Source organism: Pseudoclavibacter helvolus (genome assembly GCF_049707175.1).
Lineage (GTDB): Bacteria > Actinomycetota > Actinomycetes > Actinomycetales > Microbacteriaceae > Pseudoclavibacter > Pseudoclavibacter helvolus_A.
In genome coordinates this window covers 61384-86050 of the sequence record NZ_JBNAFM010000016.1, presented here as the reverse complement: position 1 = coordinate 86050, position 24667 = coordinate 61384, and the positions used below count along the sequence as shown (strand labels likewise).

19 protein-coding genes are annotated in these 24667 nt (G+C 64.7%); 11 read left to right on the top strand and 8 right to left on the bottom strand.

The window, feature by feature from the left end:
- Positions 1-3: 3 nt before the first annotated feature.
- Positions 4-2190, bottom strand: a complete 2187-nt coding sequence (locus ACPYN9_RS13470; RefSeq protein WP_424467053.1) for an alpha-galactosidase — start codon at positions 2188-2190, stop codon at positions 4-6.
- A gap of 169 nt (positions 2191-2359) precedes the next feature.
- On the opposite strand from ACPYN9_RS13470, the gene ACPYN9_RS13465 reads away from it, so the two are divergent.
- The 11 genes from ACPYN9_RS13465 to ACPYN9_RS13415 all read left to right on the top strand — a co-directional run bounded on the left by ACPYN9_RS13465 (position 2360) and on the right by ACPYN9_RS13415 (position 13534).
- A complete protein-coding gene (locus ACPYN9_RS13465) occupies positions 2360-3472 on the top strand; it encodes an ROK family protein (RefSeq protein WP_424467052.1) in 1113 nt (370 codons plus the stop codon).
- 282 nt (positions 3473-3754) lie between these two features.
- On the top strand, positions 3755-4585 hold the full coding sequence (locus ACPYN9_RS13460) for an NAD(P)-binding domain-containing protein (RefSeq protein ID WP_424467051.1): 831 nt from the start codon (positions 3755-3757) through the stop codon (positions 4583-4585).
- Positions 4578-5294, top strand: coding sequence for a PIG-L deacetylase family protein (locus tag ACPYN9_RS13455; RefSeq protein ID WP_424467050.1), 717 nt, complete (start codon positions 4578-4580; stop codon positions 5292-5294). The genes ACPYN9_RS13460 and ACPYN9_RS13455 overlap by 8 nt, the downstream gene beginning before the upstream one ends.
- A complete protein-coding gene (locus tag ACPYN9_RS13450) occupies positions 5294-5917 on the top strand; it encodes a dimethylmenaquinone methyltransferase (RefSeq protein WP_424467049.1) in 624 nt (207 codons plus the stop codon). Before ACPYN9_RS13455 ends, ACPYN9_RS13450 begins: the two co-directional genes overlap by 1 nt.
- Entirely contained in the window at positions 5917-7041 is a 1125-nt protein-coding gene (locus ACPYN9_RS13445) for an ABC transporter ATP-binding protein (RefSeq protein ID WP_424467048.1), read from the top strand. Before ACPYN9_RS13450 ends, ACPYN9_RS13445 begins: the two co-directional genes overlap by 1 nt.
- Positions 7038-8810, top strand: a complete 1773-nt coding sequence (locus ACPYN9_RS13440) for an ABC transporter permease (protein WP_424467047.1) — start codon at positions 7038-7040, stop codon at positions 8808-8810. The genes ACPYN9_RS13445 and ACPYN9_RS13440 overlap by 4 nt, the downstream gene beginning before the upstream one ends.
- Positions 8811-8855: 45 nt before the next feature.
- On the top strand, positions 8856-9962 hold the full coding sequence (locus tag ACPYN9_RS13435) for an ABC transporter substrate-binding protein (protein WP_424467046.1): 1107 nt from the start codon (positions 8856-8858) through the stop codon (positions 9960-9962).
- Between the two features lie 70 nt (positions 9963-10032).
- Positions 10033-10686, top strand: coding sequence for a GntR family transcriptional regulator (locus ACPYN9_RS13430; protein ID WP_424467045.1), 654 nt, complete (start codon positions 10033-10035; stop codon positions 10684-10686).
- Positions 10686-11741: a 4-oxalomesaconate tautomerase gene (locus ACPYN9_RS13425; protein ID WP_424467044.1), complete on the top strand. Its 1056-nt coding sequence runs from the start codon at positions 10686-10688 to the stop codon at positions 11739-11741. The genes ACPYN9_RS13430 and ACPYN9_RS13425 overlap by 1 nt, the downstream gene beginning before the upstream one ends.
- Positions 11742-11750: 9 nt before the next feature.
- The gene (locus ACPYN9_RS13420) at positions 11751-12935 is read left to right on the top strand and encodes an MFS transporter (protein ID WP_424467043.1); all 1185 of its coding nucleotides are present in this window, start codon (positions 11751-11753) and stop codon (positions 12933-12935) included.
- Between the two features lie 68 nt (positions 12936-13003).
- On the top strand, positions 13004-13534 hold the full coding sequence (locus ACPYN9_RS13415) for a hypothetical protein (RefSeq protein WP_424467042.1): 531 nt from the start codon (positions 13004-13006) through the stop codon (positions 13532-13534).
- A 192-nt stretch (positions 13535-13726) separates the two neighbouring features.
- Here the strand turns inward: ACPYN9_RS13415 and ACPYN9_RS13410 are convergent, their stop codons facing one another.
- From ACPYN9_RS13410 to ACPYN9_RS13380, 7 genes are all read right to left on the bottom strand, one after another.
- Positions 13727-14311: a PIN domain-containing protein gene (locus ACPYN9_RS13410; protein ID WP_424467041.1), complete on the bottom strand. Its 585-nt coding sequence runs from the start codon at positions 14309-14311 to the stop codon at positions 13727-13729.
- Between the two features lie 3 nt (positions 14312-14314).
- Positions 14315-14818, bottom strand: a complete 504-nt coding sequence (locus ACPYN9_RS13405; protein WP_424467040.1) for an excisionase family DNA-binding protein — start codon at positions 14816-14818, stop codon at positions 14315-14317.
- A gap of 273 nt (positions 14819-15091) precedes the next feature.
- On the bottom strand, positions 15092-15433 hold the full coding sequence (locus ACPYN9_RS13400; RefSeq protein ID WP_424467039.1) for a hypothetical protein: 342 nt from the start codon (positions 15431-15433) through the stop codon (positions 15092-15094).
- 1007 nt (positions 15434-16440) lie between these two features.
- A complete protein-coding gene (locus ACPYN9_RS13395) occupies positions 16441-19587 on the bottom strand; it encodes a type I restriction endonuclease subunit R (protein WP_424467038.1) in 3147 nt (1048 codons plus the stop codon).
- Entirely contained in the window at positions 19584-20870 is a 1287-nt protein-coding gene (locus tag ACPYN9_RS13390; RefSeq protein WP_424467037.1) for a restriction endonuclease subunit S, read from the bottom strand. The genes ACPYN9_RS13395 and ACPYN9_RS13390 overlap by 4 nt, the downstream gene beginning before the upstream one ends.
- On the bottom strand, positions 20867-22855 hold the full coding sequence (locus ACPYN9_RS13385) for a type I restriction-modification system subunit M (RefSeq protein ID WP_424467036.1): 1989 nt from the start codon (positions 22853-22855) through the stop codon (positions 20867-20869). Before ACPYN9_RS13385 ends, ACPYN9_RS13390 begins: the two co-directional genes overlap by 4 nt.
- A gap of 433 nt (positions 22856-23288) precedes the next feature.
- Entirely contained in the window at positions 23289-24599 is a 1311-nt protein-coding gene (locus ACPYN9_RS13380; protein ID WP_424467035.1) for an ISL3 family transposase, read from the bottom strand.
- Positions 24600-24667 lie beyond the last annotated feature (68 nt).

Sequence of the window (24667 nt, the reverse complement as noted above, 5' to 3'; positions counted from 1 at the left end):
GACTCAGGCGGTGAGCTCGATGACGATTCCGTGTTGCGGGTTCTGGACGGGTGGGCGCACTCCGACGATGGAAAGCATTCGCCCGCTCAGGACGGTGTTGTGGTGGGCCCAGGCGAGTGGCGACTGGGCGGGGGTCTCGGTGATGCCGCCGGGGGTGACCAGGCGAACCTGGTAGTCCCGGTCGGGGTCGAGGCCGGGCAGGCGGATGCGCCCGGCGGGGGAGGAGATGAGGGTCTGGGGCTGCGCGACCGTGAAGTAGGCGCGGCTCTGGTCGTCTGCGATGACGCCCCGCACGTCGAGGCCGGGGTCGGTGGTGTCGACCTGCACGGACGCTCCGGTCGCGACGAGCGGGCGCACCTGCTTCGAGAGCTCCACCCAGTCGGAGACCGTGGCGCGCTCGTCGTCGGTGAGCGTCGTAAGGTCCCATTCGATGCCGAAGTGGCCGAAGAGGGCGACCGATCCGCTGAACGCGAGCGAGACGGTGCGTCCCGTGGAGTGCACGTGCGGGGTCGTGAGGTGCATGCCCATGAGCTCCGGCGGCACGACGAGCGACGTGTAGCGCTGGTTCTCGAGGCGCTCGACGGGGTCGAGGCAGTCGCTTGTCCAGATGCGGTCGGTGCGCTCGAGGATGCCGAGGTCGACGCGGGCGCCACCGGATGCGCAGCTCTCGATCTCGAGGCCGGGGTGCGCGGCCTTGAGTTCGTCGAGGAGGCGGTAGAGGGCGAGCGTCTGCTCGTGCACGCGGGCGCCCTGACCCGCGCCGGCGCCGCCGTCGACGAGGTCGCGGTTGTGGTCCCACTTCAGGTAGGCGATGGGGTACTCGTCGATGAGCGCGTGGAGGCGCTCGGCGATGTAGGCGTACGCATCCGGGTTGACGAGGTCGAGCACCTGCTGCTGGCGGCCCGATGGCGGCAGTGCCTCGCGGGAGCGGAGGATCCAGTCGGGGTGGGCTCGGGCGAGGTCGCTGTCGGGGTTGACCATCTCTGGCTCGACCCAGAGGCCGAACTCCATGCCGAGGGCCGTGACCCGTTCGACCAGCGGGTGCAGCCCCTGGGGCCAGACTCCAGCATCCACGGTCCAGTCGCCGAGGCTCGTCGTGTCGTCGCGGCGGCCGTGGAACCAGCCGTCGTCGAGCACGAACCGCTCGACGCCGACGTCGGAGGCCGTGTCGGCCAGGGCGAGGAGCTTGTCGAGGTTGTGGTCGAAGTAGACGGCCTCCCACGTGTTGAGTGTGACGGGGCGGGGGCGAGTTGGGTGCTGGGCGCGCGCGCGCCATTCGGTGTGGAAGCGGGCCGCGAACTCGTTCAGGCCGTTCCCCCATGAAGCGAGCACCCACGGGGAGGCGAGCTCCTCGCCCTGGGCGAGCACGATCTCGCCGGGCAGGTAGAGCTCGCCGCCGCCGAGGAACGCCTCGCCCGTCGTGACGCGCTCGGCGAGGGTGCGCTGGTTGCCGCTCCAGGCGACGTGGATGCCATGCACGAGCCCCGATTCGAAGCCGAAGCCCGGTGTTCCGGCCGCGAGCAGCAGGGTTGCGTCGGCGCCGGGGCGGCCGCGTCGGCTCTCGCGGAGGTGGGTGCCGAAGGTCAGGTCGCGGCGCTGCGCTGAGCGTTCGCGGAGGTGGCGGCCGGTCGTGTCGAGGATCTCGGTCGCGTCCCAAGGGAGCGGGAAGAGCACGTTGAGTGCATCCACCGTGTACGGCGTCTCGTCGAGGTTGCGGATCGTGATGCGCTGGCGCAGCAGGCCGCTCGTTCCGAGCTGGAGTTCGACGCGGGCCGTGAGGCCGGCCTCGTCGTCGGTGAGGAAGATGGCGATGCCATCGTCGGTGGTTTCGGTGCGGGGGGATGCGCTGCCGGGCTTGCTGCCGGGGTCCGCGAAGCTCGTTGAGAAGGCGAGGCCGCCGCGGTGCCCCGCGAGGGTCGGGGTGCCAAACCAGCCGTCGGCCGCCGTCGTGATGGTGCGGAGTCGGGGCGTCTCGTCGAGGCCGCCGGAGACGCGCTGGGGGCGGGCGGCGATGGCGAGCGAGTCGAGGGTGTCGGCGTCGGCGTGGCCGAGGTCTGGCCCCCAGTGGACGATGGCGGGGATGGTGCCCGGCTGCGCGTCGAGCACAACGCTCGTGCCGCCGCGGCGCAGGTGAATGGCGCCGTTGCGGGTCGCGGCCGAGACGAGGACATCGTTGTCGAGGGAGTGCATGGATTAGTTTTAGCACGGAAGTAATCGGGGTGGCAACGGGTGATTTCGCTTGACTTCGACACCCTGGCTGGAGTGAGTTCGTGCCACAATGGAACCAACTGGTCAGTGGTGACCGGCGCTGATTCCGTGGTGATTCGGCGCCGAGCGGGAATCGAAGGGTGGTGCGTGAATGGTCGCGAGCGGCGAAGTCGCGGTGGCGCGGGCGGTACTCATTCACGGGCCCCTGTCGCGCTCGGCCCTGACGACGAGGCTGGAACTGTCGCCGGCGAGCCTCACTCGGCTCGCGAAGCCGCTCATCGACAAGGGCTTCCTGGTGGAGCTCGGTGACGTCGCCGACGGGTCTGTTGGCCGGCCGTCTCGCCCGCTCGATGTTGCCCCGGATGCGGGCCGCTTCGTCGGCGTGAAGCTGACCGGCGAGCACTTGTACGCGGTGGCGACGGGCATCCGCGCCGAGCCGAAGGCCTGGCACGACCAGGCGCTCACGAGCCGCGCGCCGGTTGACGTCGTCGAGGACATCGTGCGCAGCGTCGAGGCGTTGGATGTGACCGACCTCAGTGGCGTCGGCGTGAGCCTCGGCGGCTTCATCCGCGGTGGGGTTGTTGAGAGCGCGCCGTTCCTCGAGTGGAGTGGTGTCGACCTGGGCGGGATGCTGTCGTCGCGCCTCGGTGTGCCGGTGACGGTCGCGAACGACGTTGTGGCGCTCGCGGAGGCGGAGCGCTGGTTCGGCATGGGTCGCGACCTGCCCGGTTTCGTGGTGATCACAGTTGGCGTTGGTGTCGGTTACGGGCTTGTCGTCGACGGGCAGACGGTGCGCACGGTGGATGCTGGGGCCGGCACGGGCGGGCACATCCCGCTCGCCGCATCCGGTCCCTTGTGCCCCGACGGGCACCGTGGGTGCGCGCGGGCGATGCTGACCTCTGGCGCGATTGCGTCGCAGGTGTCGATGGCGTTGCAGCGATCCGTCTCGTACGAGGAAGTGCTGGGGCTCGCGGCGGCGGGGGAGGCGGCGGCCGCCACGGTGGTCGAGGCGGCGGGGGATGCGCTTGGTCGCTTCATCTCGCTCGCCACGAACCTGACGCTGCAGTCGTCGGTGGTGCTCGCCGGCGAGGGAGTCGGGCTCTACGACCTCGTCGCCGAGCGGGTGCGCGCCGTGGTCGATGCCGAACGAGACCCGCAGGCGGAGCGCGTGGAGATCCATGTCGACCGGGCCGGGTTCGGGGCATGGGCGCGCGGGGCAGCCGTGGTTGCAATTCAGACGGCGATCACGCAGCTGCCGGCGTAGGGGCTCGTTCGGGCGCTGGGGGTAGCGGTCGGGGCTGCTTTTGGTGAGTCTTCGATGGGCCGTGTTGTGAATGCGCTTCGCTTCGCTTCAACTCTGTGGTGCCGGTGTAGTCGGAATCTTCTTGGCGCGTGCCTGGAGCTCCGCTTCCTGACCCCCTTGCCGCGCCGAATTTCGGGTAACAATTTCAAGGTAAGACAAAAGTGTCTTACAAAATAGATAGACAGGTTTGTCTTACGCCTGCTAGGTTCGACCTCACTGACAACGACGGCAGGAGGAGTCCTAGTGACCAGAGCAACTCTGATGGGCTTGGGCGAGGCGGGCGCTATCTATGCGCGGGGGCTTCGCGACGCGGGCTTCGAGGTCAGGGCCTACGACCCGTTCACGCAGCTTGATGAAGCTGGGATCAACCAGTTAGCAACTGTCGCCGAGGCTGTCGAGGGTGCGGACCTCATCGTCTCGCTGGTAGGCGCGCGGGCAGCGCAGAGCGTCGCAGACGCCGTCTTCCCTGTGGCGGGCAAGTCGGCGGTCTTCGCTGATCTCAACACCGGTTCGCCTGAACTGAAGCGTCGTCTCGGTGATGCGGCGAGCGCGAGCGGCATCCGCTTTGCCGATGTCGCCGTCCTAGCCCCCGTTCCTCGGAGCGGGGTTCTGACTCCGCTCATGGTGAGCGGGGATGGAGCCGAGACGTTCGCGGAGGCGATGCGGCCGACCGGAGCGGAAATCGAGAGCATTGGCGGCGATGCCGGTGACGCAGCTGCTCGAAAGCTCGTGCGCAGCTCCTTCATGAAGGGGCTCGCGGCCGTGGTGCTCGAAAGCGTGGGGGCCGCGCAAGCGGCCGGATGCGAGTCGTGGCTCCGCGGTCAGATCGCGAGCGAGCTGGGTGGTGATCCGCAGCAGCTCATCGACCGCCTGATTACAGGGTCGAAGCTGCACGCGTCTCGCCGAGTACACGAGGTGGAGGACACCCGTGAGTACCTCGCGAGCATCCACCAGCCGGCCTGGGTCGCCGAAGCCGCAGGCGCATGGTTGACCTCGCTTCTGGAAGAAGCGCAACAAGACGCCGCCAACAACGCACATGCAGGATTCGAGAAGGAAGCAGTGGCACATGGGTAAGCGACGAATGCTGGTCGTGGGGGCGCACAGCGCCGACTTCGTCTGGCGAGCTGCAGGCGTGATCGCGAAGCACACGCAGGCCGGTGGCGAGGCGCGGGTCGTCGCGCTCTCTTACGGCGAGCGCGGAGAGTCGGGCGAGCTCTGGAAGGAACCGGGCCAGACAGTCGAGAACGTCAAGCGCCACCGCCATGAGGAAGCGAGGCAGGCTGCCGAGCATGTAGGCGCCTCGTTCGAAGGCTTCGACCTCGGCGACTACCCGCTTGAGATCACCGACGATGCGATCAACCGGCTCGCCGAGCTCATGCGGGACTACAAGCCGCACGTGGTTCTCACGCATCCCGACAAGGACCCGTTCAACCCAGACCATCCTGTGGCGAACATCGCCGTCTCGAAGGCTCGGCTCCTGACCGCAGGCGCAGTTGTCGAGGCCGGATTCCGGACCGCACCGCCCAGCGAGTTCCTCGTCTTCGAGCCGCACCAGCCTGAACTGTGCGGCTTCGTGCCGAGTGTTTTTGTCGATATCACCGACGTCTTCGAGACGAAGAAGACAGCGATGGCGTGCATGAAGGCACAGTCCTACTTGCAACAGTACTACGCCGAGCGGGCCGAGCATCGCGGAAACCATGCGCGTAAGGTCACCGGGAACAAAGACATCCGACAGGCTGAGGCGTTCATGCGGCTGGTCCCGAACGTGGTGGGAACCCTCTGATGGCTGACCTCTCGGAGCTCGCGCGCCTCGGCACTGCGACGGTCTACGAAGCGCGTGGCCGGCGGGGGCTCATCGACGCGGAACTCGTGCAGCTCACTCCAGGGTCGCGAGTCGCGGCACCCGCACGAACGGTGCTCTGCGCGCAGGACGACAACCGCGGCGTGCACGAGTTGTGTGCTCGCATTCAGCCCGGCGAGATCGCGGTCCTCGCAATGCCAGAGGCTCGACCGGTTGCACTCATCGGCGACCTCCTCGTAACGCAGCTCAGAAGGGCCGGCGCCGTGGCGATCCTCGCCGACTCGAGTGTGCGGGACGTCGAGGAGCTGCGCGACATGGGCATCCCGATCTGGACCAGATGGGTTCGTGCTCGTGGAGCCGGCAAGGAGACAAGGGGAGAGGTCGACGCCGAAGTTACCATCGGCGGCGCTCCCATCAACAGCGGTGACATCGTCGTGCTCGATGCGGATGGCGGCGTCGTCGTTCCGGCGGCAGACGCCGACCTCGCGCTCGAGCAGAGCCTTGCCCGCGAACAGAAAGAATCCGTCCTGCGTAAACGGTGGCGCAGCGGCGAACTCTCGTACGACGCCTACGGCTTCCGTGCGCAAGATGAGGGAGAGAACTGATGGACATCAGAGTGGAAGGCCTCACGCTCCAGTACGGCGACAACGTGGCCGTGCGTGAGTTGGATGTGGAAATCGGGCAGGGTGAGTCACTGGTGCTCCTCGGCCAGTCGGGCTGCGGAAAGACCAGCACCATGCGCTGCATAGCCGGCCTCGAGACGCCGACTTCCGGGCGCATCTCCGTTGGGGACGACGTGCTCTTCGATGCTGAGCGTGGGATCAACAAGTCGCCCAATAAGCGAAACATTGGAATGGTGTTCCAGTCGTACGCGATCTGGCCGCACATGACGGTGTTCGACAATGTTGCTTTCTCGCTTAACATGAAGCGCGTCTCCAAGGCGGACATCCGCACTCGCGTCATCGAGACGCTCGCACTCGTGGGTCTTGAGGGGTTCGCCGACCGCGGAGCGTCAATGCTCAGCGGTGGTCAGATGCAACGCGTCGCGCTTGCTCGCAGCCTCGCCATGCAACCGTCGGTGATGCTGCTCGACGAGCCGCTCTCCAATCTCGATGCACGGCTCAGGACGCGACTCAGAGCAGATCTGCGAGAACTTCAGCAGTCCCTCGGGCTGACCTCCGTGTACGTCACGCACGACCAGGAGGAAGCGCTTGCGCTCGCCGACCGGATCGCGATGATGCAGTTCGGCCGCATCGTGCAGATCGGCACGCCGCACGAGATCTACAACAGGCCGAAGAGCGCCTCCATCGCCGACTTCCTCGGCGTAAGCAATGTGCTGCCGGTCACGGCGGTCGACGACAGCCACGTGCGAGTCGACTCCACGCAGCTCGTGCTTAACGTGCCGCGCTACGCGGCGGGCACCGATCTGCGCGCGTGCATCCGGGCGGAGGACATCGTGTTCGACCGCGACGTTCCCGGGTCGAACCGCATCGCCGGAACCGTGCTCACTCGAGAGTTCCTCGGAGCATCGGCGGTGTACCGGATCGAGATCGGGCAAGGAGTTGTGCTCGAGGTCACCGGAAGCAAGCGCCACCTGCTCCCCGAGCTCGAGGGGGAGGCCGTGACGGTCAGTATCGACCCCGACGACATTCAAGTGTTGCCCGTCGACATCGCTGACGTTGCCCGCGCCGATGTGCCGACGTCGTCTGTCCAGGTGGGTGTCTCATGACGCTCATGAAAGAGCCGGAAGCGCTCTCCGAGCCGCGCCCCGCCAAATCTCCATCAGGAGCCCGAAGCTCCAAGAGGAAGACCGCGGTCAAGCGATCAATCTTCCCGACCGTGCTCTACGCGATCCTCGCCGTCCTCATCCTGCTTCCGATCGCGCTTGTTGTACTGGCCGCTTTCACTACCTCGCCTCCTCGTCCGGGCAACATCAACCTGACGGAGCTCACCTTCGCGAATTTCGCGACTGTGCTGGGCCCGGGTACCGGACAGGCCGCCATCAACTCATTGCTGGTCGGGGCCGGCTCGTCCATCCTCGCCCTTGCGATCGGTGGGTTCCTGGCCTTCATCACTGCACGGACCAACGTCTACTGGCGCGGATTCATGTACTTCGTCGGCCTGGTCCCGATGTTCCTGCCGTCGTACGTCGGCGCACTCGCGTGGGCTGTGCTCGGCGGTCCAAACGCGGGCCTCATCAACATCCTCGCGAGGGATTTGGGGTTGCCTGGCATCGTCGACATCTTCAATATCGGCGGGCTCATCTTCGTGCTCGCCCTCTACTACGCGCCATACGCGTTCCTGCTCATCCATTCGTCCTTCAGCCTGATGAGTCCTGACCTCGAAGAGGCCGCCCGCATACACGGTGCAAAAGCCGGGGACGTGCTCAGGAAGGTCACGCTGCCGCTTGCGACCCCCGCCATCCTCGGCGCCGGAATCCTCATCTTCGTTCTCACCGTCGAGAACTTCCCGGTCTCGCAGATCATCGGGTCGGCGGGCGGGCTGGATACGCTGCCGACCTACATCTACCGTCTCATGAACTCCGCACCCTCTCGGGCGAACGAGGCGGCCGCAGTCGCCATCACCCTCGTTCTGATCGTGCTCATCGTGACGGCGATTCAGCGTCGAATCGTCTCGAAGCGCAACTTCACGACCGTCTCGGGCAAGGGCATGAAGCTCACGGTCATGAAACTGGGCTGGTTCAGAGGGCCGGCGCTCGCCATCGGCCTGGTCTACTTCACGCTTTCGACGGTGCTTCCCCTCTCGGCTCTGCTCTTCATCACCCTGCACGATTCGCCCTACGTGGGGAGCGTGACCGGGGCGTTCACTGAGGGGCGCATGTCGCTCGACATGTTCGTCGACACGCTCACTTCCGACCTCGTCCTCAGAGCCACCCTGAACTCTGTCGTGGTCGCGATCTCTGCGGCGCTGCTCGGCACGCTGCTGGCGTTCATCGTGTCGTATGTCGTGAATCGGACGAAGATGCCCGGAAAGGAGGGACTCGGCTACGTCTCGATGCTCCCGCTCGCCGTCCCGTCCATCGTCCTCGGCCTTGGGCTTCTCTGGACCTGGCTCATCCTGCCCGTGCCGGTCTATGGCACTCTGCTGGTGCTCGTCATCGCGTTCATCGCGGCGCAGATGCCGCAAGGGTACCAGGGGGCCAGCAGCTCGATCCTGCAGGTGCACGCCGATCTTGAGGACAGCGCCGTCATGCACGGGGCGAGCCGATGGCGAGCGGTCTCGAAGATCACGGCACCCCTGCTGCGAATCCCGCTCACTTCGACCTTCCTGCTTCTTCTGATGCTCTCCATGCGCGAGCTCACGGTTCCGCTGTTCCTGTTCACCACCGACACCCGCCTCATCTCGATCGTCATCTTCGACGACTTCGAGAACGGCATCCTGCAGCGAAGCGCGGCCACGAGCCTCGTGTACTGCGTTGTCATCTTCGCGCTGGCCTTCGTCTCACAGAAGGTCGGAGCCGGACAGAAGAAGCGCTAGCGCTTTCCCCAATACCTTCACTATTCGTCCAACGGAGGAAGAATCATGAAACGAAACACAATGGCCGCCATCGGAATTCTGGGGGTGAGCGGGCTTCTGCTCGCTGGCTGCTCGAGCACATCCGACGCAGCGACTGAGAACGTCAGCGAGAGCGGCGAGCTCATCATCGGAGGGGAGCTCGTCGCTGACGCCGAGCTCTTCGCCCAGGCCCAGTCCGAAGGCACGCTCACGTTCTACACGGGCGGGAGCGAGGTGTCCGAGCAGCAGGCCGCGGAGGCGTTCACGGAGGCGACCGGCATCACGGTCGAAGTTGTCCGTCTCGCCCCCAACAAGCTCAACGAGCGCATCCTGTCGGAGCAGGCGGCGTCGCAGCTGGCCGCGGATGTCATCAGGATTTCCGGTGAGGACCTGATTGCCGGCATAGCCGAGGCCGGCACCTTCACGCCGACGACGCTCACCGACGACATCAGCAGCGCCCTCATCCCCGAAGCGAAGTACGACGACGGTCTTTACTACTCGAGCTTCGACCGGGTCTACAGCTTCGGCTACAACAACCAGATCATCGACGAAGCGGATGCGCCCAAGGACTGGGCAGACCTCCTTGACTCGAAGTGGGCGGGCCAGACTGGCATCGTGCAGGTCGGGGCGGGCGGAAGCACGGCGGCGCTCACGAGGTTCCAGCTCGACCGGCTCGGGGAGCAGTGGCTCGTCGACTACGCGGCGACCAACCCTCGCATCTACGATTCGTCGGCCGCGCTCACCGACGGATTGGCCCGAGGAGAGATTTCGATCGGCATGACCCCGATCGCGACGGCCTACTCCGCCGTCCTCGACGGTGCACCCATCACGATTGCGACGCCGACGGAGGGGGCCGCGGCGTACCCGTTCTACATCGGTCAGACAGAGTCGGCCCGCAACCCGGCGGCGGCGCAAGTTTTCATGAACTGGCTGCTGTCGACCGAGGGGCAGACCTTGGCCGCAGAACTGGGCGACTACCCTGTGCGTGAGGGCATCGCGAACCCGACGATCGGGGACGTCGAACTCCCGGCTCAAGACAGCGACTTCGTCTTTCGGTCCACGCTCGAGGAAGCACTCGACAACCTGGGACCCGACGCGGAGAAGTGGACAGAGATCTTCGGATACACGGGTTGAGTTCCGCTTGGCGGGGTGGCGATGATCGCCACCCCGCTCAGGCAGTCGGTACGGAGAAGATGGAGCAGATATGGACCTGGCGACGCTGATACGGGAGAAGATCCTGGCGGGCGAGATGGTGCCCAACCAGAGGCTTGTGGAGTCGGACCTCTCCGAGCAGTTCGGGGTCTCCCGGCCCGCCGTTCGGGAGACGCTGAGCGAGCTCGCGGGCGAGGGGCTCGTCGAGAAGATCGCGAACCGTGGAGCCCGGGTTCGTGCTGTGGGCTTCAAGGAGGCCATCGAGATCGCCGAGGTCCGTAAGGCGCTCGAGAGTCTGTGCGCCGGCAAGGCCGCGGAGCTCATCACTGACGATGAGATCCGAGAGCTACGAGGCCTCGGAACTGACATGAGCAAGGCCGTCGCGGCTGGAGATCGCGAAACATACGCCAGCAAGAACCGTGAGCTGCATGAGCGCGTGCACCAGATCTCGGATCAGGGCACTGCGAATTCGCTCATCAACCGCCTCCGCGGGCAGAACGTCCGCCAGCAGTACCGCCTCGCACAGAAGCCGGGTAGAGCCGACGTGTCCGTGACGGAGCACCTCGCGATCATCGAGGCCGTGTGTCGGCGCGATCCGGCCGCGGCCGAGCGGGCCATGGCAGTGCACCTCGACAGCGTCATCCAGGCGATGCGCGAGGTTCAGGAAGCCGAGGGGGCTGGGAAGTCCACCGTCGGAGTCGTGTGATGGGCACATGCGAGAGCGTTCGCTGTTTCCTCATGCGTGGCGGAACCTCGAAGGGTGCGTACTTCCTCGCAGACGACCTTCCGAGTGACCCGGGTGAACGCGACGAGCTGCTCCTGCGCATCATGGGGTCGCCGGATGCGCGACAGATCGACGGGCTCGGTGGGGCGCATCCGCTGACGAGCAAGGTTGCCGTTGTCGGCCCCGGGGCTGATGGGGGTGTCGAGTACCTGTTCTTGCAGGTCGCGGTCGGCGAGGCCATCGTGAGCGATCGGCAGAACTGCGGGAATCTGCTCGCCGGCGTTGGCCCCTTCGCGGTCGAGCGAGGGCTTGTGGAGGCGCAAGAGGGTGAGACGCTCGTGCGAATCCGACTCCTCAACACCGGTGGGAGCGCGGTTGCGCACGTCCCCACCTCGGGTGGTCGCGTCGACTACGACGGCGGGACGTCGATTGATGGTGTCCCGGGAACTGCAGCGCCGATCGTGCTCGATTTCGAGGGCACTAGCGGGTCGTCGTGCGGCACCCTCTTGCCAACCGGCAATGAAACGGATCTCATCGACGGCGTCGAGGTGACCTGCATCGACAATGGGATGCCGGTGGTTGTGCTCCGCGCCCGTGATTTCGGGCTGACCGGGCTCGAGACGGTCGATGCGCTCGAGTCCGACGAGGCGCTCAAGGGGCACCTCGAGCGAATCCGTCTCAGCGCGGGCGAGCGCATGGGGTTGGGCGATGTCAGCTCGGCGAGCGTGCCGAAGATGTCGTTGGTTGCGGCACCTGCAGCGGGCGGCGCGCTCGTGACGCGCACCTTCATCCCGCACCGATGCCACACGTCGATCGGCGTGCTGGGGGCGGCGAGCGTCGCTGCCGCCGCGTTCCTGCCGGGGTCTGTCGCGCACGAGTTCGCGGTGCTAGGCGGGCCGCGGGTGGCGATCGAGCATCCGACCGGCGCCCTCGAAGTTGAGGTTGAGGTTGTGGCCGGTGAGGTGCTGCGCACAGCGGCCGTTCGCACGGCACGTCCCATCATGGACGGCGTCGTGTTCCCTCGCCCGCGTCTCTAGGCGCGGCGGATGAGCGATCGCGGGTCTCGCCTCTCGCTCGGCATCCTGCTGGTGCACGCTGTCGCCGTGCAGGTTGTGAGCTACGCGCTGAGGCCGTCGATCTCGTACAGCCTGCTCGAGATCGGTGGCGATGGCCTGATCATCGGCATTGCCGCGGCGTCCTTCGCCGTACCACCGTTGCTGCTCGCTGTTCCCGCGGGCAGGCTCGCCGATCGGGTTGGTGAGCGCGTCTCCCTGGTGCTGGGCGCCTGCGCGCTGATCGCCGCGTGCGTGGTGGCGTGGATCGGCAGCTCCAGCCTCGTGGGGCTTGTTGTCGCGACGTCGCTGCTCGGCGTCGGTGTGCTGTTTTCGGTTGTCGGTGAGCAGGCGTGGGTGATGCGCGACGCGACGTCCGGCCGTTTAGATGCGTCGTTCGGGCTGTACACGCTGGCGACGTCGACCGGGCAGATGCTCGGTCCCGTGTTGCTGCTCCTACCCGGGGGTGAGTCGAAGCCGGGTGCGGGATTCATCGTTCTGGCGTGTGCCGCGGTTGCCGTTCTGGGCTTCGTCCTGTCCTTCTTCGTGCGCCCGAACATAATCGTGCGGGATGCGAGTGCGTCAGGACGCGAACGGATGCTCCCAGAGGCCGCGAGGTTGTTGCGACGCAAGGGGGTCGTGCAGGCCCTCGTGGCGAGCAGTCTTGTGCTGACTTCTCTGGATCTCCTGCTCGCCTATCTGCCGCTACTGGCGCAGGAGCGCGGGCTTGCGCCGGCCGTGTTGAGCGCCATGCTCATCGCGCGTGGCTTCGCGACCATGGCGTCGCGTTTCTTGCTTGGCCGGTTGACGGTCAGGTTCGGGCGACGGAGGGTGCTTGTTGTCACCTGCTGCGCGGCCGCGGTTTCGCTCAGCGTGCTTGCAGTGCCCGTTCCGGTGTGGGCGCTGATCACTGCGAGTGTGGCCTACGGGTTTGCGGCGGGCACCGTGCAGCCGCTCACGATGTCGTGGATGACCCTGCTCACGCCGCGCGGACAGCGGGGAGTTGCCGCGTCCATGCGCCTCGTCGGGAACCGAGCTGGGCAGACAATGCTGCCGTTGGCGGCGGCACTGTTGTCGAGCGCGTCTGGCGCGGCTCCGGTGTTCTTGGCGACAGGGGTGTCACTGCTCCTGGCCGGCTGGCTTTCGAGGGTCGCACCGAATGGGGATCAGGCGAGGTAGGGCTTCTGGGAGGGCCCCGGGCTCGCGGACGGTAGAGAGTCTTCCCGCCCTTGCCTAGGCTCGATGCCATGAGAGCGACGCGTCTGCTTGCCGTGCTGGGTGCATCCGTCGTGTCGCTCGGCGGGTTTGTGGGGTGCGTGAGCGAGGTGACGTACACGCGGAACGGTGTCGAGGTCACCCCTGACCCGACGCTGGTCGAGTCGGGGTATGCCGACATCGACCCGTGCGCGGCGATCTCGGACGAGTCGTTGAAGGCCGCGGGTTTCGTGACGCCGTCTGCCGCCCAGACGCTGTCGCCGGACCCGGATTGCGAGTGGCGCGACGGCATGAAGTCGGCGCCGACGTTGCTGCTGTGGGTGGACGGGCCGACGGAGGCCGACGAGCTGTCGGAGCTCATCGAGGTGAGCGGTGTCGAGGTCGAGGTGTACTTCCAGGCCGGCGCGTCCGGGCGTTACGTGGCCAGGTTCGACGACCTCACGCTCACCCTGAATGCCGACCTCGAGCTGGAGGGCGAGTTCGACGCGAACTCCGACGCGTTCGGGAAGGACATCCTCGCGCGCGGACTCACGGACGCGATGGAGGCGTACGGGAAGGTGTGAGTGGGTCTGCGAGGTCAAGCCCTGGCGGATCCACTCGTAGCTGGTTTACGACCCGTCTCATCGCGTCGACGAACCGATCGACAAAGCGTGCGAGCTGATCGGGCGGCAGGTCGGGTGCGGTGCGTAGGTCTCCCGCCTGCGCGATGAGGGCGCGCACGCTTACGCCGGCGCGCTTGGCGAGCCCTCTCTTGTTCATCGTGGTTGCGCTGAGTCGGTTGCGAGCTTGGCGCGAAGTGTGCTCGCAAATTGGGGAGCCTGCGCGCGTTCCAGGCGAGTGAGCACGGCGTCGACGGTCAAAGAAGGATCTCGGGTCGCGTGAGCTTGCTCTTCGAGGACCTCGACGACGAGCGCGGGTCGTAGGTCGAGTTGATCGAGCAGGAACTCGTCCGGTGTCACCACGGCAATGCCGAAGGCGTCGAGGGTCGTGCCTGGAAAGTCTCTGACGTTTGCGGTGACGATGAGGTCGGCGCGTCCGACGAGGGCCGCTGCGAGAATGTGCCTATCATTCGGATCCGGGAGTGTGAGCCCTTCGACGAGTGGCTGCCAGCCGCTCACTAGGGCATCATCAAACGCCTCGTTCATGCTGCGAAATCGCGCGTTGATTCTGTTCACATCGATGTCGGGGTGGATGCGCGTGAGTGCCTCGCGGGCTTCGGCGATGACCTGGTCGCTCCACAGTGGCCGGTAGAGACCTCGCTCGGCGAGACGCAGCAATGTGTCGCAAAGGACGACAGGAACCAGCGTGCAGGCATCCAAGTACGCCGCGAACCGCGCCACTGGTTACCTGCCGGCCCGAATGGCGCGCAGTTCGGCGGTGTAGTCCGTTGCGGAGTTTTCGTAGAGGCCGTCTTCGCTGGCCTGGGCGGTGAGTTCGTCGAGTCGGGCGATGCGGTCTGCGCGCTTTCGGTCGCGGTAGTCGAGTACGTCCTGCAGTCGGAGTCTGCGGTGACGTCCGCCAGTCGGTGTCTCGAAGGGAATCTCGTGGTCGACGAGTAGTCGCACCAGGGTCGGTCGACTGATGCCGAGGAGGTTCGCCGCCTGTTGGGTCGTGAGGCGGCGTTCGACGGACTCGATTGAGACTGCGGTGCCGGAGCGCATTGCTGCGGCCACCTGCTTGAGGATTTCGTAAACCTCGACCGGCAGGGGCACCTGCTCGCCATCCGGGCCGAGCAGCGCTGCTGGGGCAGAGTGCTGCTCGAGGAATCGCGATAGGTCGGCGAGCTGCTCGAGGTCGTGCGGCAGCGTGACCTCGGCCGCCTTGCGGGTCCGCGTGTGTTGGTGCATGTCAACATTGTGCACTGACGGGCTGTTAAAACGAAAAAATCGAAACCACTGAGTTGTGGTGAGGAACTGGCGGGTGGGGTCCCATGTGTCCTGTTCATGGCTCACCACCCGCGTTCACGCTCGTGTCCTGGGGTTCAAATGTATGAAGCGGGCGGGTTTCGAGGTTGAACACGAAAGCGTGTACCCACGACCCGAGAAGCTCGACGGCGGCGACGAGGAGGGATGTGGCGGCAGTGGTCCAGAGAACTGTGGAGCCGTGGCGTACGCGGGCCGTCAAGCCTGGCGCTTCGTCGAGGGGCCCGATGATGCCGAACAGCACGAACAAGCCGAGGTTGAGGCCTGAGACGAGGTCAATGATCGGCGTGCTGCGATGGAGGCGGCAGAGATAAGGTCGGTGACGACGGATGAGGTGCGCCGGTTGATGCGGTCTATGACGACCCTCATGAAGAGGCCGTCGAGTACGGCCGGGATGGCGGTGGCCGCCGCGACCGTGCCAGCTCCAAGGGCGCTGCTCGTCGTCGAGAGCACGACGATCGGGAGGGTGGTGCCGGCGATCGAGTTGCCGAGCGGGGAGAGGATGTGCGAGGTGAGATACGTGCCCGGCAGGAGGTTCATGTGCCCCAGCAGAAACTACGACGTTGGGGCGAGGTCAAGCGGTGGACGCAATTGCGACTTATCCGCCACTGGTGGGTGAGTGACGTACTGGCGAGGAAACTGCATTCAGGTCACGATGATGCTCGCCACTGACTGTCCCGGTCGAAGCGTCTGCGGCTGTGTCACGTCGCCCAGGGTCAACGTAACAGACTAATGCTGGTCTGCTCCGGTGGTCCTTTGCCTTCTTCTAGCTCGCCACACACAATCTCATGGATTTCGTGCACCAAAGGCCTGGCGGCGGCCATTGTTGCTAGTAGCTTATTGAAGCGAGCATTCTGGAACTGGCGACCCTCGGGGCTCCAGTCGACGATCCGCGTGCGGAGCAGGCGTCTGTAATCCGAATGAGGCCCGCTACCAAACGCAACGTCCCATAGCTGCTCGATAGGCGTGGACTCGCCCATCTCTCCGTCTTCAAGAAAACGACATTGCGGTTCTTCCACCTCCCAGTTCGGCCAATGTGGACGTAGCTCCTCCTGGCTGAGGCTCAACCAGGATCTATAGCGATCCTCGAGAACCTTGATCTCTTCGTTTGGGCGTGTTTCTACTTCTCTGAAACTCTGAAGCGTGGACCAAATCGAACTGTCATCACTTACCGTAAGTAATATCGGACGTGCGCGGTAGAGGAGGGATTCGAAAACCACTTGCGCTGATGACGGAAATAGAAGGTGTGGCGCCTGGGTGAAGTACGGATGGCTCAGAAACTCGTAACCGCGCAGGGCGTATACAGCGAATCGCCATCGAGCCGATGGTGCTCTTGTGTCCTTGTCCCGTAGGCCAGCATCTTCGATGGGGTTTGGCCGCCTAGTCATATAGTCCTCCCGCTGCGGGTATCAGGCGATTGTGCTTTTGCGGCCACGTCGGCCTCCACAGGCGAAGAAGAGGAGGATCTGTTGATGCGTGGACCATGTGCGTGGAAATCGGAGCAGGATGTAGAAGCCCAGAAGTCACAATGCCTACGCGTCCATCGATCATCCTGGCCCCTCGCGCAACTTCTCGTACATGTCCATCGCAAGCAGCAGCTCCTTCACCCGGTCCCAGTCTTGCGATTGCAACAGATGCTGGAAAGCTCGATTCTGCTGGGCACCGGACGCGTAGGCGGCGTCTTCAAGCTCGACGTTGATGCTCGGTGAGAACTCGAAGTCAACACGGGTGTTCGCGTTGGCCTGCGATCGGAGCTCCTCGCTCTCGAGTACTTGGCCCATTAGCGTGTTCGCGGCTTCGACCGCCTGAACTTCATCGATGTCAGCGCCAGCAAACAGGTCGTTGATCTTATCGATCACGTCGGACAGCAGCCCGTACTTCGTTTCGCGTGGCGTCGCGGAGCCCGCGGCGGTGAGGCCGCTGAGCTCGCCCACCTCGCCGTCGATGAGACGAAGCTTGGCTTGCGCCTGCTTCTTGAGCTGAAAGTGCTTGAGCACGATCTCGTCGGTGTCGATTGCGGAGGCGGGTGCGTCTTGGCGCCTGATCACCGTCCGGTACACGCGTAGGAAGATCGACCACTTCTCGATGTCGGTGTCGTCGTAGTTGATGATCTGCGAGAGGAAGTCGTAGGCGCTGACGAAGTGATTGACGGTGGCGCGGAAGTCGTCGAGACGGGCCAGCTCGACCGCGTCGTCGTCGGCTTCGGCTGTGTTCCAGCGGTCCCAGAACACGTCGCGGGAGGCTTTGATGTGCGAGTACAGCGCGTTGTGGCGCTTGCCTTCCAGCCATTCGTGCACGACGCCGTCGATGTCGTGCTGGTCGATGATGCGCAGGGCGCGTAGCTTCGCGAGCATCTCGTGCACGATGTTGGGGTCGGAGTCCTGGTGGAGCTCCGCCTCTTCGTAGTACGTCTGGAAGGCCGTGAGAATCTCGTTCGCGTCGTTCACAAAGTCGAGCACGTACGTGTTCTCTTTGCCGGGGTACGTGCGGTTCAGGCGAGACAGCGTCTGCACGGCCGTGATGCCCGACAGCTTCTTGTCGACGTACATGCCGACAAGCAGGGGCTGGTCGAAGCCGGTCTGGAACTTGTTCGCGACGATCATCACCTGGTACTCGTCGCCGGCGAACGCCATCTCGAGTGAGCGGCCCTTGAGCCCCGGGTTGAGGGTGACTTCGGTGTGCTCACCTGGCCCGCTTTCGGGGTCGGTGACGGTGCCGGAGAATGCGACGAGTGCGCCAAGCGTGCTTCCGTAGCCGTGTTCGCGCAGGTACTTGTCGATGGCGAGCTTGTATCGCACCGCCTCCTTGCGGGAACCGGTGACCACCATCGCTTTTGCGCGACCGCCGAGCTCCGGCTGCACGTTGGCGCGGAAGTGCTCGACGATGATCGCGACCTTCTGGCTGATGTTCGTCGGGTGCAGCCGCACCCACCGCATCAGCTCCTTGCTGGCTTGTTGCGTGTCGACTTCGACTTCGTTGCCGCTGGTGTCGGTGTGGGCGATCTTGAACGCCATGTCGTACGTGACGTAGTTCTTGAGCACGTCGAGGATGAACCCCTCGTCGATGGCCTGCTTCATCGGGTACAGGTCGAACGCTTGCTTTTTGCCGTGCGCATCCGGTCGCCCGAAGAGTTCGATGGTCTTGCCCTTGGGTGTTGCCGTGAAGGCAAAGAACGAGAGGGTTCCGGTGCCCACGCGGCGTTCCATTGCGTCGGCGAGCAGGTCTTCGGCGTCGACGCTCACGTCGTCCGCCTCGGCGGCGTCGCCGGATGCGGGTGCCGCGTTCGTCGAGGCGTCGGCGGTCGTGGATGCGCCTGGCGTGCTGGTGGCGCTGGTGGTGAGGACCTCTTTGAGGCGTTTGGCGGCGTCGCCGGATTGTGAGGAGTGCGCTTCGTCGGCGATGACCGCGTACTTTCGGCCGGCGAGTCCCGCACTGTCTCTGATGAGTTTCAGGGCGTAGGGGAAGGTCTGCAGGGTGACGCCGATGATCTGCTTGCGCCCGACGAGTGCTTCGGCGAGGCGTGCCGACTTGGCGGCGTCGCCGCCGCGGGTGATCGCCTCGAACACACCGCCGGTGGTTTCGAGCTGTTCGACGGCGCGCTGTAGCTGGCCGTCGAGCACTTGTCGGTCGGAGACGACGATGACTCCATCGAAGACTTTGGCGCCGTTGGTGTCGTGGAGCTGCGCCATGCGGTGGGCGGTCCAGGCAATGGAGTCGGTCTTGCCTGACCCGGCGGAGTGCTGGATGAGGTAGTTGCTGCCAGGTCCTTCGGCGCGGACGGCGTCTTCGAGTTTCGTGACGGCGCGCCACTGGTGGTAGCGAGGGAAGCGGGTCTGCTTGCTGATCGTTTTCTTGCCGGTGGCGGTGTCGGTGCGCTCTTCGAATCGGTAGTGCATGAACCGTCCGACTAGGTCGAGCCAGGTGTCGGGTTGCAGGATCTCCTGCCAGAAGTACGCGCTGGGGCTGGTGCCGGGGATGGGCGGGTTGCCCTTGCCGTTGTTGTGGCCGCGGTTGAAGGGGAGGAAGTAGGTGCTGGCACCGGCGAGGCGGGTGGTCATGTGCACTTGTTCGTTGGTGACGACGAAGTGCACGAGCGCGCCGCGGGCGAAGGTGAGCAGTGGCTCGCCTTCGGGTCGTCGGTCTTTCGCGTACTGGGTGAGGCCTGCTTGGAGGTTCTGGGTGAGGTCGGTTTTGAGCTCGATCGTTGACACGGGGAGCCCGTTGACGAACAGCACGAGGTCGATGCGGTTCCCGTTTTTCGTGGAGTACCGCACCTGACGCATCACGCGCAGGCGGTTGGATGCGTATCGCTCGTTGACCTGTGCGTTGAGACCGGTGGGTGGTTTCGCCTGGAACAGCGCGAGTTTCGCGGACCCACCCCCGGCGGCGACGCCGAGCGGGTCACGTAACAGGCCGAGAGTACCGCCGCCGTTCTGCGGGTCGGTGGCAAGCTGCTTCGTGATGCGGTCGAGAATCTGCCGTTCGGCCTGGGCTTGCGCTTCGGCGGATGCGCCCGGATTGATGAGCTTGTCGAGTTGCGGTTGCTGCGTCTCCCGCAGCCACGCGAAGAGATCCTCGGGGAAAAGGGCACGTTCGCGGTCGTAACCAGCGTCGTTGGGGGAGTAGAGCCAGCCGTTCGTGGCGAGGTGGTCGCAGATGTCGACCTCGAACGAGTCCTCTTTGTGAATGCTCATGCGTTGGCCCTCCCGTGCTCGCGCACGTCGATCTTGCCCGTCACCGCAGCCGAGATGAGGGCGGCGCGGCGCTCCTTCGAGAGGGCGATGGCCTCGCGGGCGTCGGCGATTGCGGCGTCGATCGATGCCGTCTCCCGATCAAGGTAAGTGACGATCTCCTGCATTTCTTCTACGTCGGCGGGGATCCAGAAGTTGATGGCCTTGATGTCATCAACGTTTATCCGCTTGAACGTTGAACCAACTGAAGCTACTGAGAATGCGTCGCGCCCTATCTTCGACTGCAACACGTAGTAGAGGAACGTTGTGCGTCCGACCGGCGATGTGTCTCGGATGAGTGAGACGTCCTGTCCCATTGCGAAAGGAGGCAACCCGGGCGGCACGAGAGCTACTTCCCCGACAGACGCGTTCCGGCTCACGATCAGGTCACCTGCGCGAGGGGCGCGCTCACCATCGCTCAGCAATTGATAGTTGGATTCCGTGGTGCGCTTTGCCCGGCTGAGGTCGACGAACTTGCCCTTGACCTCGCGGATCGAAGCCAAGGGATACTCGCCGTCCGCGGTGAACTCAGCCGTTAGATGCTTGCAATCCAGGACGCGAAACGCGTGGCGTATGGAAGTGTTGATCCAGCTCGTAGGTACTTCGGAAGGCCACGCGACACGGGTCTTACGTGCACCTGATGGCGTCCTTAGACCACAAGTTACCGCGGCCGAAATGGTGCTCGCATTTCGCTCAGTGAGGAGCTCGATGAGCTTTTCCTGGTCCGCAATGAACGCGTCGATCTCTGCCGTCTCCCGGTCCAGGTAGTCCGCTACCGCGACCTGGTACGCGCGTGTCGGCAGCGACACCGGTAGCGAAGCAAGGGCCGCTCCGGACAGCTCAAGAAACGTGGTCCCCTGACCGCGTCGCTGCAACTCCGGTCCTGCAGCAATCAGCAGTGAACGGAGAAATCTTGATTCAAGAGTTGGACCAGGCACGATGGCTTTGCATCCCTGATTAAGAGCCATCGGCCTAGCGGTAGTTGCCACGTAACCAATGGGCGCTCGAGTTGAGAGGATCACTGATTCCGCTGGCACGATGGTGGAAGCTGACCTGGCACCTAGAGGTGTCAGCGTCCGGCCGGTCTCTTTCAGGACTCCACCGTGAACTGCGTTCAGGTCCACCGGCGTCGCCCAGGGAACTTTGCCGTCCCAGTTCGCACCGTCGGGACCTGGTGTTCCGCCGTTGACAATCCGCGCGAATCGTCGCAAGGGTCCGGTTGTCCATACTCCTTCAGAGAAGCTCACGCTCGGACCGCCTCGAGGCGAGCGCGAATTCGACCGAGGACTTCGTCGAGGTCACGGTCGATCTCCTCCAGCGAGCGGGGTGGCACGTACTTGTAGAAGTGGCGGGTGAATGGGACCTCGCACCCTTCTCTGGTCTTGGACTCCTCTATCCACGCGTTCGGCGCGAATGGCTTCACCTCGCGTTCGAAGTACTCGTGAATATCTTCGTTCCAGGGCACGTTCTCCGTGTCGCGCAGCGACGAGTCGGCGATCGGGTTGCCCTTCGGGTCGAGGTTGATCTCGCCGCGCTCGTCCTCCTCGCTGAGCGCGTCGGCAAGTGCGGTCAACGCGGCCGCAGGAAGCGCGACCGAAGCCGATCTCAAGCGCTTCCCAAGCTGAGCAGCGAACGCCTTGCGAGCAAACCACATGCGAGGAGTGGCCCCTGACTCTGGGTCAGCCTCAGCCGACATGACGTCGAGCACGCGGCGCAACGCATCTACCGACTCCTCATCGAGTTTCTGTACCTGCTTGAGCTGCATGGCGGCCTCGATATTCTCGGCCGTCACCGAGTAGGCGCGCTGGAGGGGGCGTTCGACGGTGATGGTGCGGTAGAAGAACGCTTCTCGGTCGAAGATTTTCGAGCGGTCGTTCTCCTCGAACGACGCGTAGAGGCGGGCGATTTCGGCGATGTTCTCCTCGCCGAGTTCGTTGCGCTTCGAGCCGAGCCCCTTCCGCATCTTGCGGAACAGTTTGCTTCCGTCGACGAGCTGCACTTTGCCTCGGCGGTCGGGGTGCTTGTTGCTGGAGAGCACCCAGACGTAGGTGGCGATGCCGGTGTTGTAGAACATGTCGGTCGGTAGGGCGATGATGGCGTCGAGCAGATCGTGGTCGAGCACCCACTTCCGAATGTTGCTCTCGCCAGAACCGGCGCCACCAGTGAAGAGGGGGCTGCCGTTCAGGACGATCGCGGCGCGACCGCCACCGTCCTCGGCACTGTGCATCTTGGAGATGAGGTGCTGCAAGAACAGCATCGACCCGTCGGAGACGCGGGGGAGGCCAGGGCCGAACCGGCCCGCGTATCCGCGCAGCTTGTGCTCTTCGGTGACAGCCTTCTGTTGCTTCTTCCAGTCGACGCCGAAGGGCGGGTTGGAGAGGCAGTAGTTGAAGGTCCGGCCGAGGTGGCCGTCGTTGGTGAGGGTGTCGCCGAACACGATGGCGCCCACATCCTGACCCTTCACCGTCATGTCGGCCTTGCAGATCGCGTATGACTGCGGGTTGATCTCCTGGCCGGCGAGGGTGAGCGTGGCCGTCGGGTTCATCGCACGGATGTGGTCTTCGGCGACGGAAAGCATGCCGCCGGTTCCAGCCGTGGGGTCGTAGATCGAGCGGACCGTGTGCGGGGTGGTGAGGGCGTCGCTGTCGGGCTCGAGGAGCACGTCGACCATGAGTTCGATCACGTCGCGTGGGGTGAAGTGCTCACCGGCCGTCTCGTTGGAGGCTTCCGCGAACTTTCGGATGAGCTCTTCGAAGATGTGGCCCATCTCTTCGTTGGGGACGGCCTTGGGTGAGAGGTCGACGCCCGCAAACCGTTGCGTCACGTGGAAGAGGAGGTCGGCTTCGTCGAGTTCGGTGATGCGGTCGCTGATCTTGTACTTCTCGAAGATGTCTTTGACGCCGTCGGAGAAGCCGTTGACGTAGTCGAGGAGGTTCGCGGCGAGGTTCTCGGAGTCGCCGAGAGCGGTGGTGAGATCGAAGCGCGACGAGTTCCAGAAGGAGTAGGTGTGGTCGGCCTGCTTCTTGAGGTAGGCGGCACGAACGGGGATGCCGGAGCGGTTGGCGATCTCGACTTCGCGCACCACGGCCTTCTTCGTCGGAGCGAGCACCGCGTCGAGCCGGCGCAGCACCGTGAACGGCAAGATGATGTCGCCGTACTGGTGTGCCTTGAAGCTGCCCCGCAGCAGGTCCGCGATCTGCCAGATGAAGTTGGCGTGGTTGTTGCTGCTCATGGGCGGGGTGGGGCTCCTTCGCGCGGCGATGCGGGTGTTGCTATGTCAAATGTAGGTGAGCGTACCGCGGTTTGATGGGACTGCTGAGCGGTGTAGCGGGTCCGCTGCCCGTGTCCGCGTCAGGCGATTTGCGTTGAGAATTCGGCTTCTGTCCGCATCCAGTTACGATCTCGCGCTCCTCTAGGGCACCCTTCTGTTTGTGATACTTCAAGGGATCCTTCTGTTCGTCGTAGTCGTCTCGGCTTTCGTCTATCTCTTCCTCCTATTGGACGCTGGAGATAGATTCGTTGCAGCGCGGAGTGTTCATCTGAGTCTGAAGCGTGGTTTTGCGGAAGTTTTGCAGGCTCGCCATGATTGGCGTGAGAAGCTTGCCCCGCAGATGATCGCCTTGCTTGCAGGTGTCTTCGCAGGCACGGCTGCAACGTTTCTCGGCTCATCGCGGTTGAGAGTGTAGAAGTGGTCTAAATCCGCCGGTCTCGAGGAGCGATCTGGCGATGTAGTGGGTCAGGTTCCGGAACCCGAGGGCGATTCCGCGGAGGTGTTCGAGGCGCCCGTTGATGGCTTCTGTGGGGCCGTTGCTGCTGCCTGGGTGATCGAAGAACGCGAGGATGTCGGCGGCCCGGCGCGTGAGCGTGGTGCCCAGCGTTGCCAGCTCGGGGATCGTCTTCGCGGTGGCTTCAGCGAGCGCGTTGATCACGGCCCGCAGCGCGGTCTTCCCGAGCTGCTTTCGCGGTTCTCGGTAGGCAGTGATCACGCGTTGATAGATCGTCCAGGTCGCCTCGACCTCGGCGTGCTCGGGCTGCTCGAACACGCTCTCGAGACGCTCGATCTGACGCTCAGTGAGGAGCATCGTCCCGGTGCGCAACGCTCGTCTGACCCCGTAGAGCGGGTCGCCCGTGCGCCCGCGGTGACCGGTCGTTGCTTGCTGGACTCGTTGCCGGCAGGTATCGAGGGCATCACCGGCGAGCTTCACCACGTGGAATGGATCGAGGACTTCAATCGCGTCCGGGAGCTGCTCGACCGCGGCGGACTTGAAGCCCGTGAACCCGTCCATAGCGACAACCTCGACACCGGCGCGCCATGCCTGGGGGCGAGCTTCGAGCCAGTCCCGGAACACCGCCTTCGATCTGCCCTCGACCATGTCCAGCAGACGAGAAGGACCCGTTCGCGCGCGGATCGGGGTGAGATCGATGATCACGGTCACGTACTTGTCGCCATGACGGGTGTGTCTCCAGACGTGCTCATCGACTCCGATCGTGGTGACGTGCTCGAAACGGCGCTCATCCTCGATGAGGAGGCGACGACCTTCGGCCAGAACCGCGCGGTTCGCGGTATCCCAAGACACATCGAGCGCCTCCGCGACCCGCGCGACCGAGAGGTGCTGACTCACGAGCGAGACCAGGCTCCATCGCAACGCAGCTCGGGAGAGCTTCGCGCGAGGCGGGGCCGCGGCGGTCGTGTCCTGTCGCCAGACGTGCTTGCAGTGCCCGCACCGGTAGCGGCGCACCTGGACCAGGAGAACCGTCGGTCGCCATCCGGAAGGTTCGTGCGCGAGCCTGCGCGTCACGGAGCCTCTCGGTGTTCCTTGGCTGCCGCAACGATGGCACCAGTCATCGTCCTCGACCACCCGACAGACAAGGACCGTTCGCTCGTCGGACACAAGCTGCCCGGTCACCTCCAGTCCGAGGTCGTCGAGACGACAGAAGGTCGTGAGATTCGGCGGCTGGAGGGTAGCGTTACGCATGTCGAGGTCTCTCGGAAGGCTGTGTAGGAACTTCCATCCTGGGAGACCTCGACCTCTACCACCGCAAC

Bases quoted from the DNA above. Each gene is read 5' to 3' on its own strand.
- ACPYN9_RS13470 (WP_424467053.1), bottom strand. From the start codon at position 2,190: ATGCACTCCCTCGACAACGATGTCCTCGTCTCGGCCGCGACCCGCAAC.
- ACPYN9_RS13465 (WP_424467052.1), top strand. From the start codon at position 2,360: ATGGTCGCGAGCGGCGAAGTCGCGGTGGCGCGGGCGGTACTCATTCAC.
- ACPYN9_RS13455 (WP_424467050.1), top strand. From the start codon at position 4,578: ATGGGTAAGCGACGAATGCTGGTCGTGGGGGCGCACAGCGCCGACTTC.
- ACPYN9_RS13450 (WP_424467049.1), top strand. From the start codon at position 5,294: ATGGCTGACCTCTCGGAGCTCGCGCGCCTCGGCACTGCGACGGTCTAC.
- ACPYN9_RS13445 (WP_424467048.1), top strand. From the start codon at position 5,917: ATGGACATCAGAGTGGAAGGCCTCACGCTCCAGTACGGCGACAACGTG.
- ACPYN9_RS13440 (WP_424467047.1), top strand. From the start codon at position 7,038: ATGACGCTCATGAAAGAGCCGGAAGCGCTCTCCGAGCCGCGCCCCGCC.
- ACPYN9_RS13435 (WP_424467046.1), top strand. From the start codon at position 8,856: ATGAAACGAAACACAATGGCCGCCATCGGAATTCTGGGGGTGAGCGGG.
- ACPYN9_RS13430 (WP_424467045.1), top strand. From the start codon at position 10,033: ATGGACCTGGCGACGCTGATACGGGAGAAGATCCTGGCGGGCGAGATG.
- ACPYN9_RS13425 (WP_424467044.1), top strand. From the start codon at position 10,686: ATGGGCACATGCGAGAGCGTTCGCTGTTTCCTCATGCGTGGCGGAACC.
- ACPYN9_RS13420 (WP_424467043.1), top strand. From the start codon at position 11,751: ATGAGCGATCGCGGGTCTCGCCTCTCGCTCGGCATCCTGCTGGTGCAC.
- ACPYN9_RS13415 (WP_424467042.1), top strand. From the start codon at position 13,004: ATGAGAGCGACGCGTCTGCTTGCCGTGCTGGGTGCATCCGTCGTGTCG.
- ACPYN9_RS13405 (WP_424467040.1), bottom strand. From the start codon at position 14,818: ATGCACCAACACACGCGGACCCGCAAGGCGGCCGAGGTCACGCTGCCG.
- ACPYN9_RS13400 (WP_424467039.1), bottom strand. From the start codon at position 15,433: ATGAACCTCCTGCCGGGCACGTATCTCACCTCGCACATCCTCTCCCCG.
- ACPYN9_RS13395 (WP_424467038.1), bottom strand. From the start codon at position 19,587: ATGAGCATTCACAAAGAGGACTCGTTCGAGGTCGACATCTGCGACCAC.
- ACPYN9_RS13385 (WP_424467036.1), bottom strand. From the start codon at position 22,855: ATGAGCAGCAACAACCACGCCAACTTCATCTGGCAGATCGCGGACCTG.
- ACPYN9_RS13380 (WP_424467035.1), bottom strand. From the start codon at position 24,599: ATGCGTAACGCTACCCTCCAGCCGCCGAATCTCACGACCTTCTGTCGT.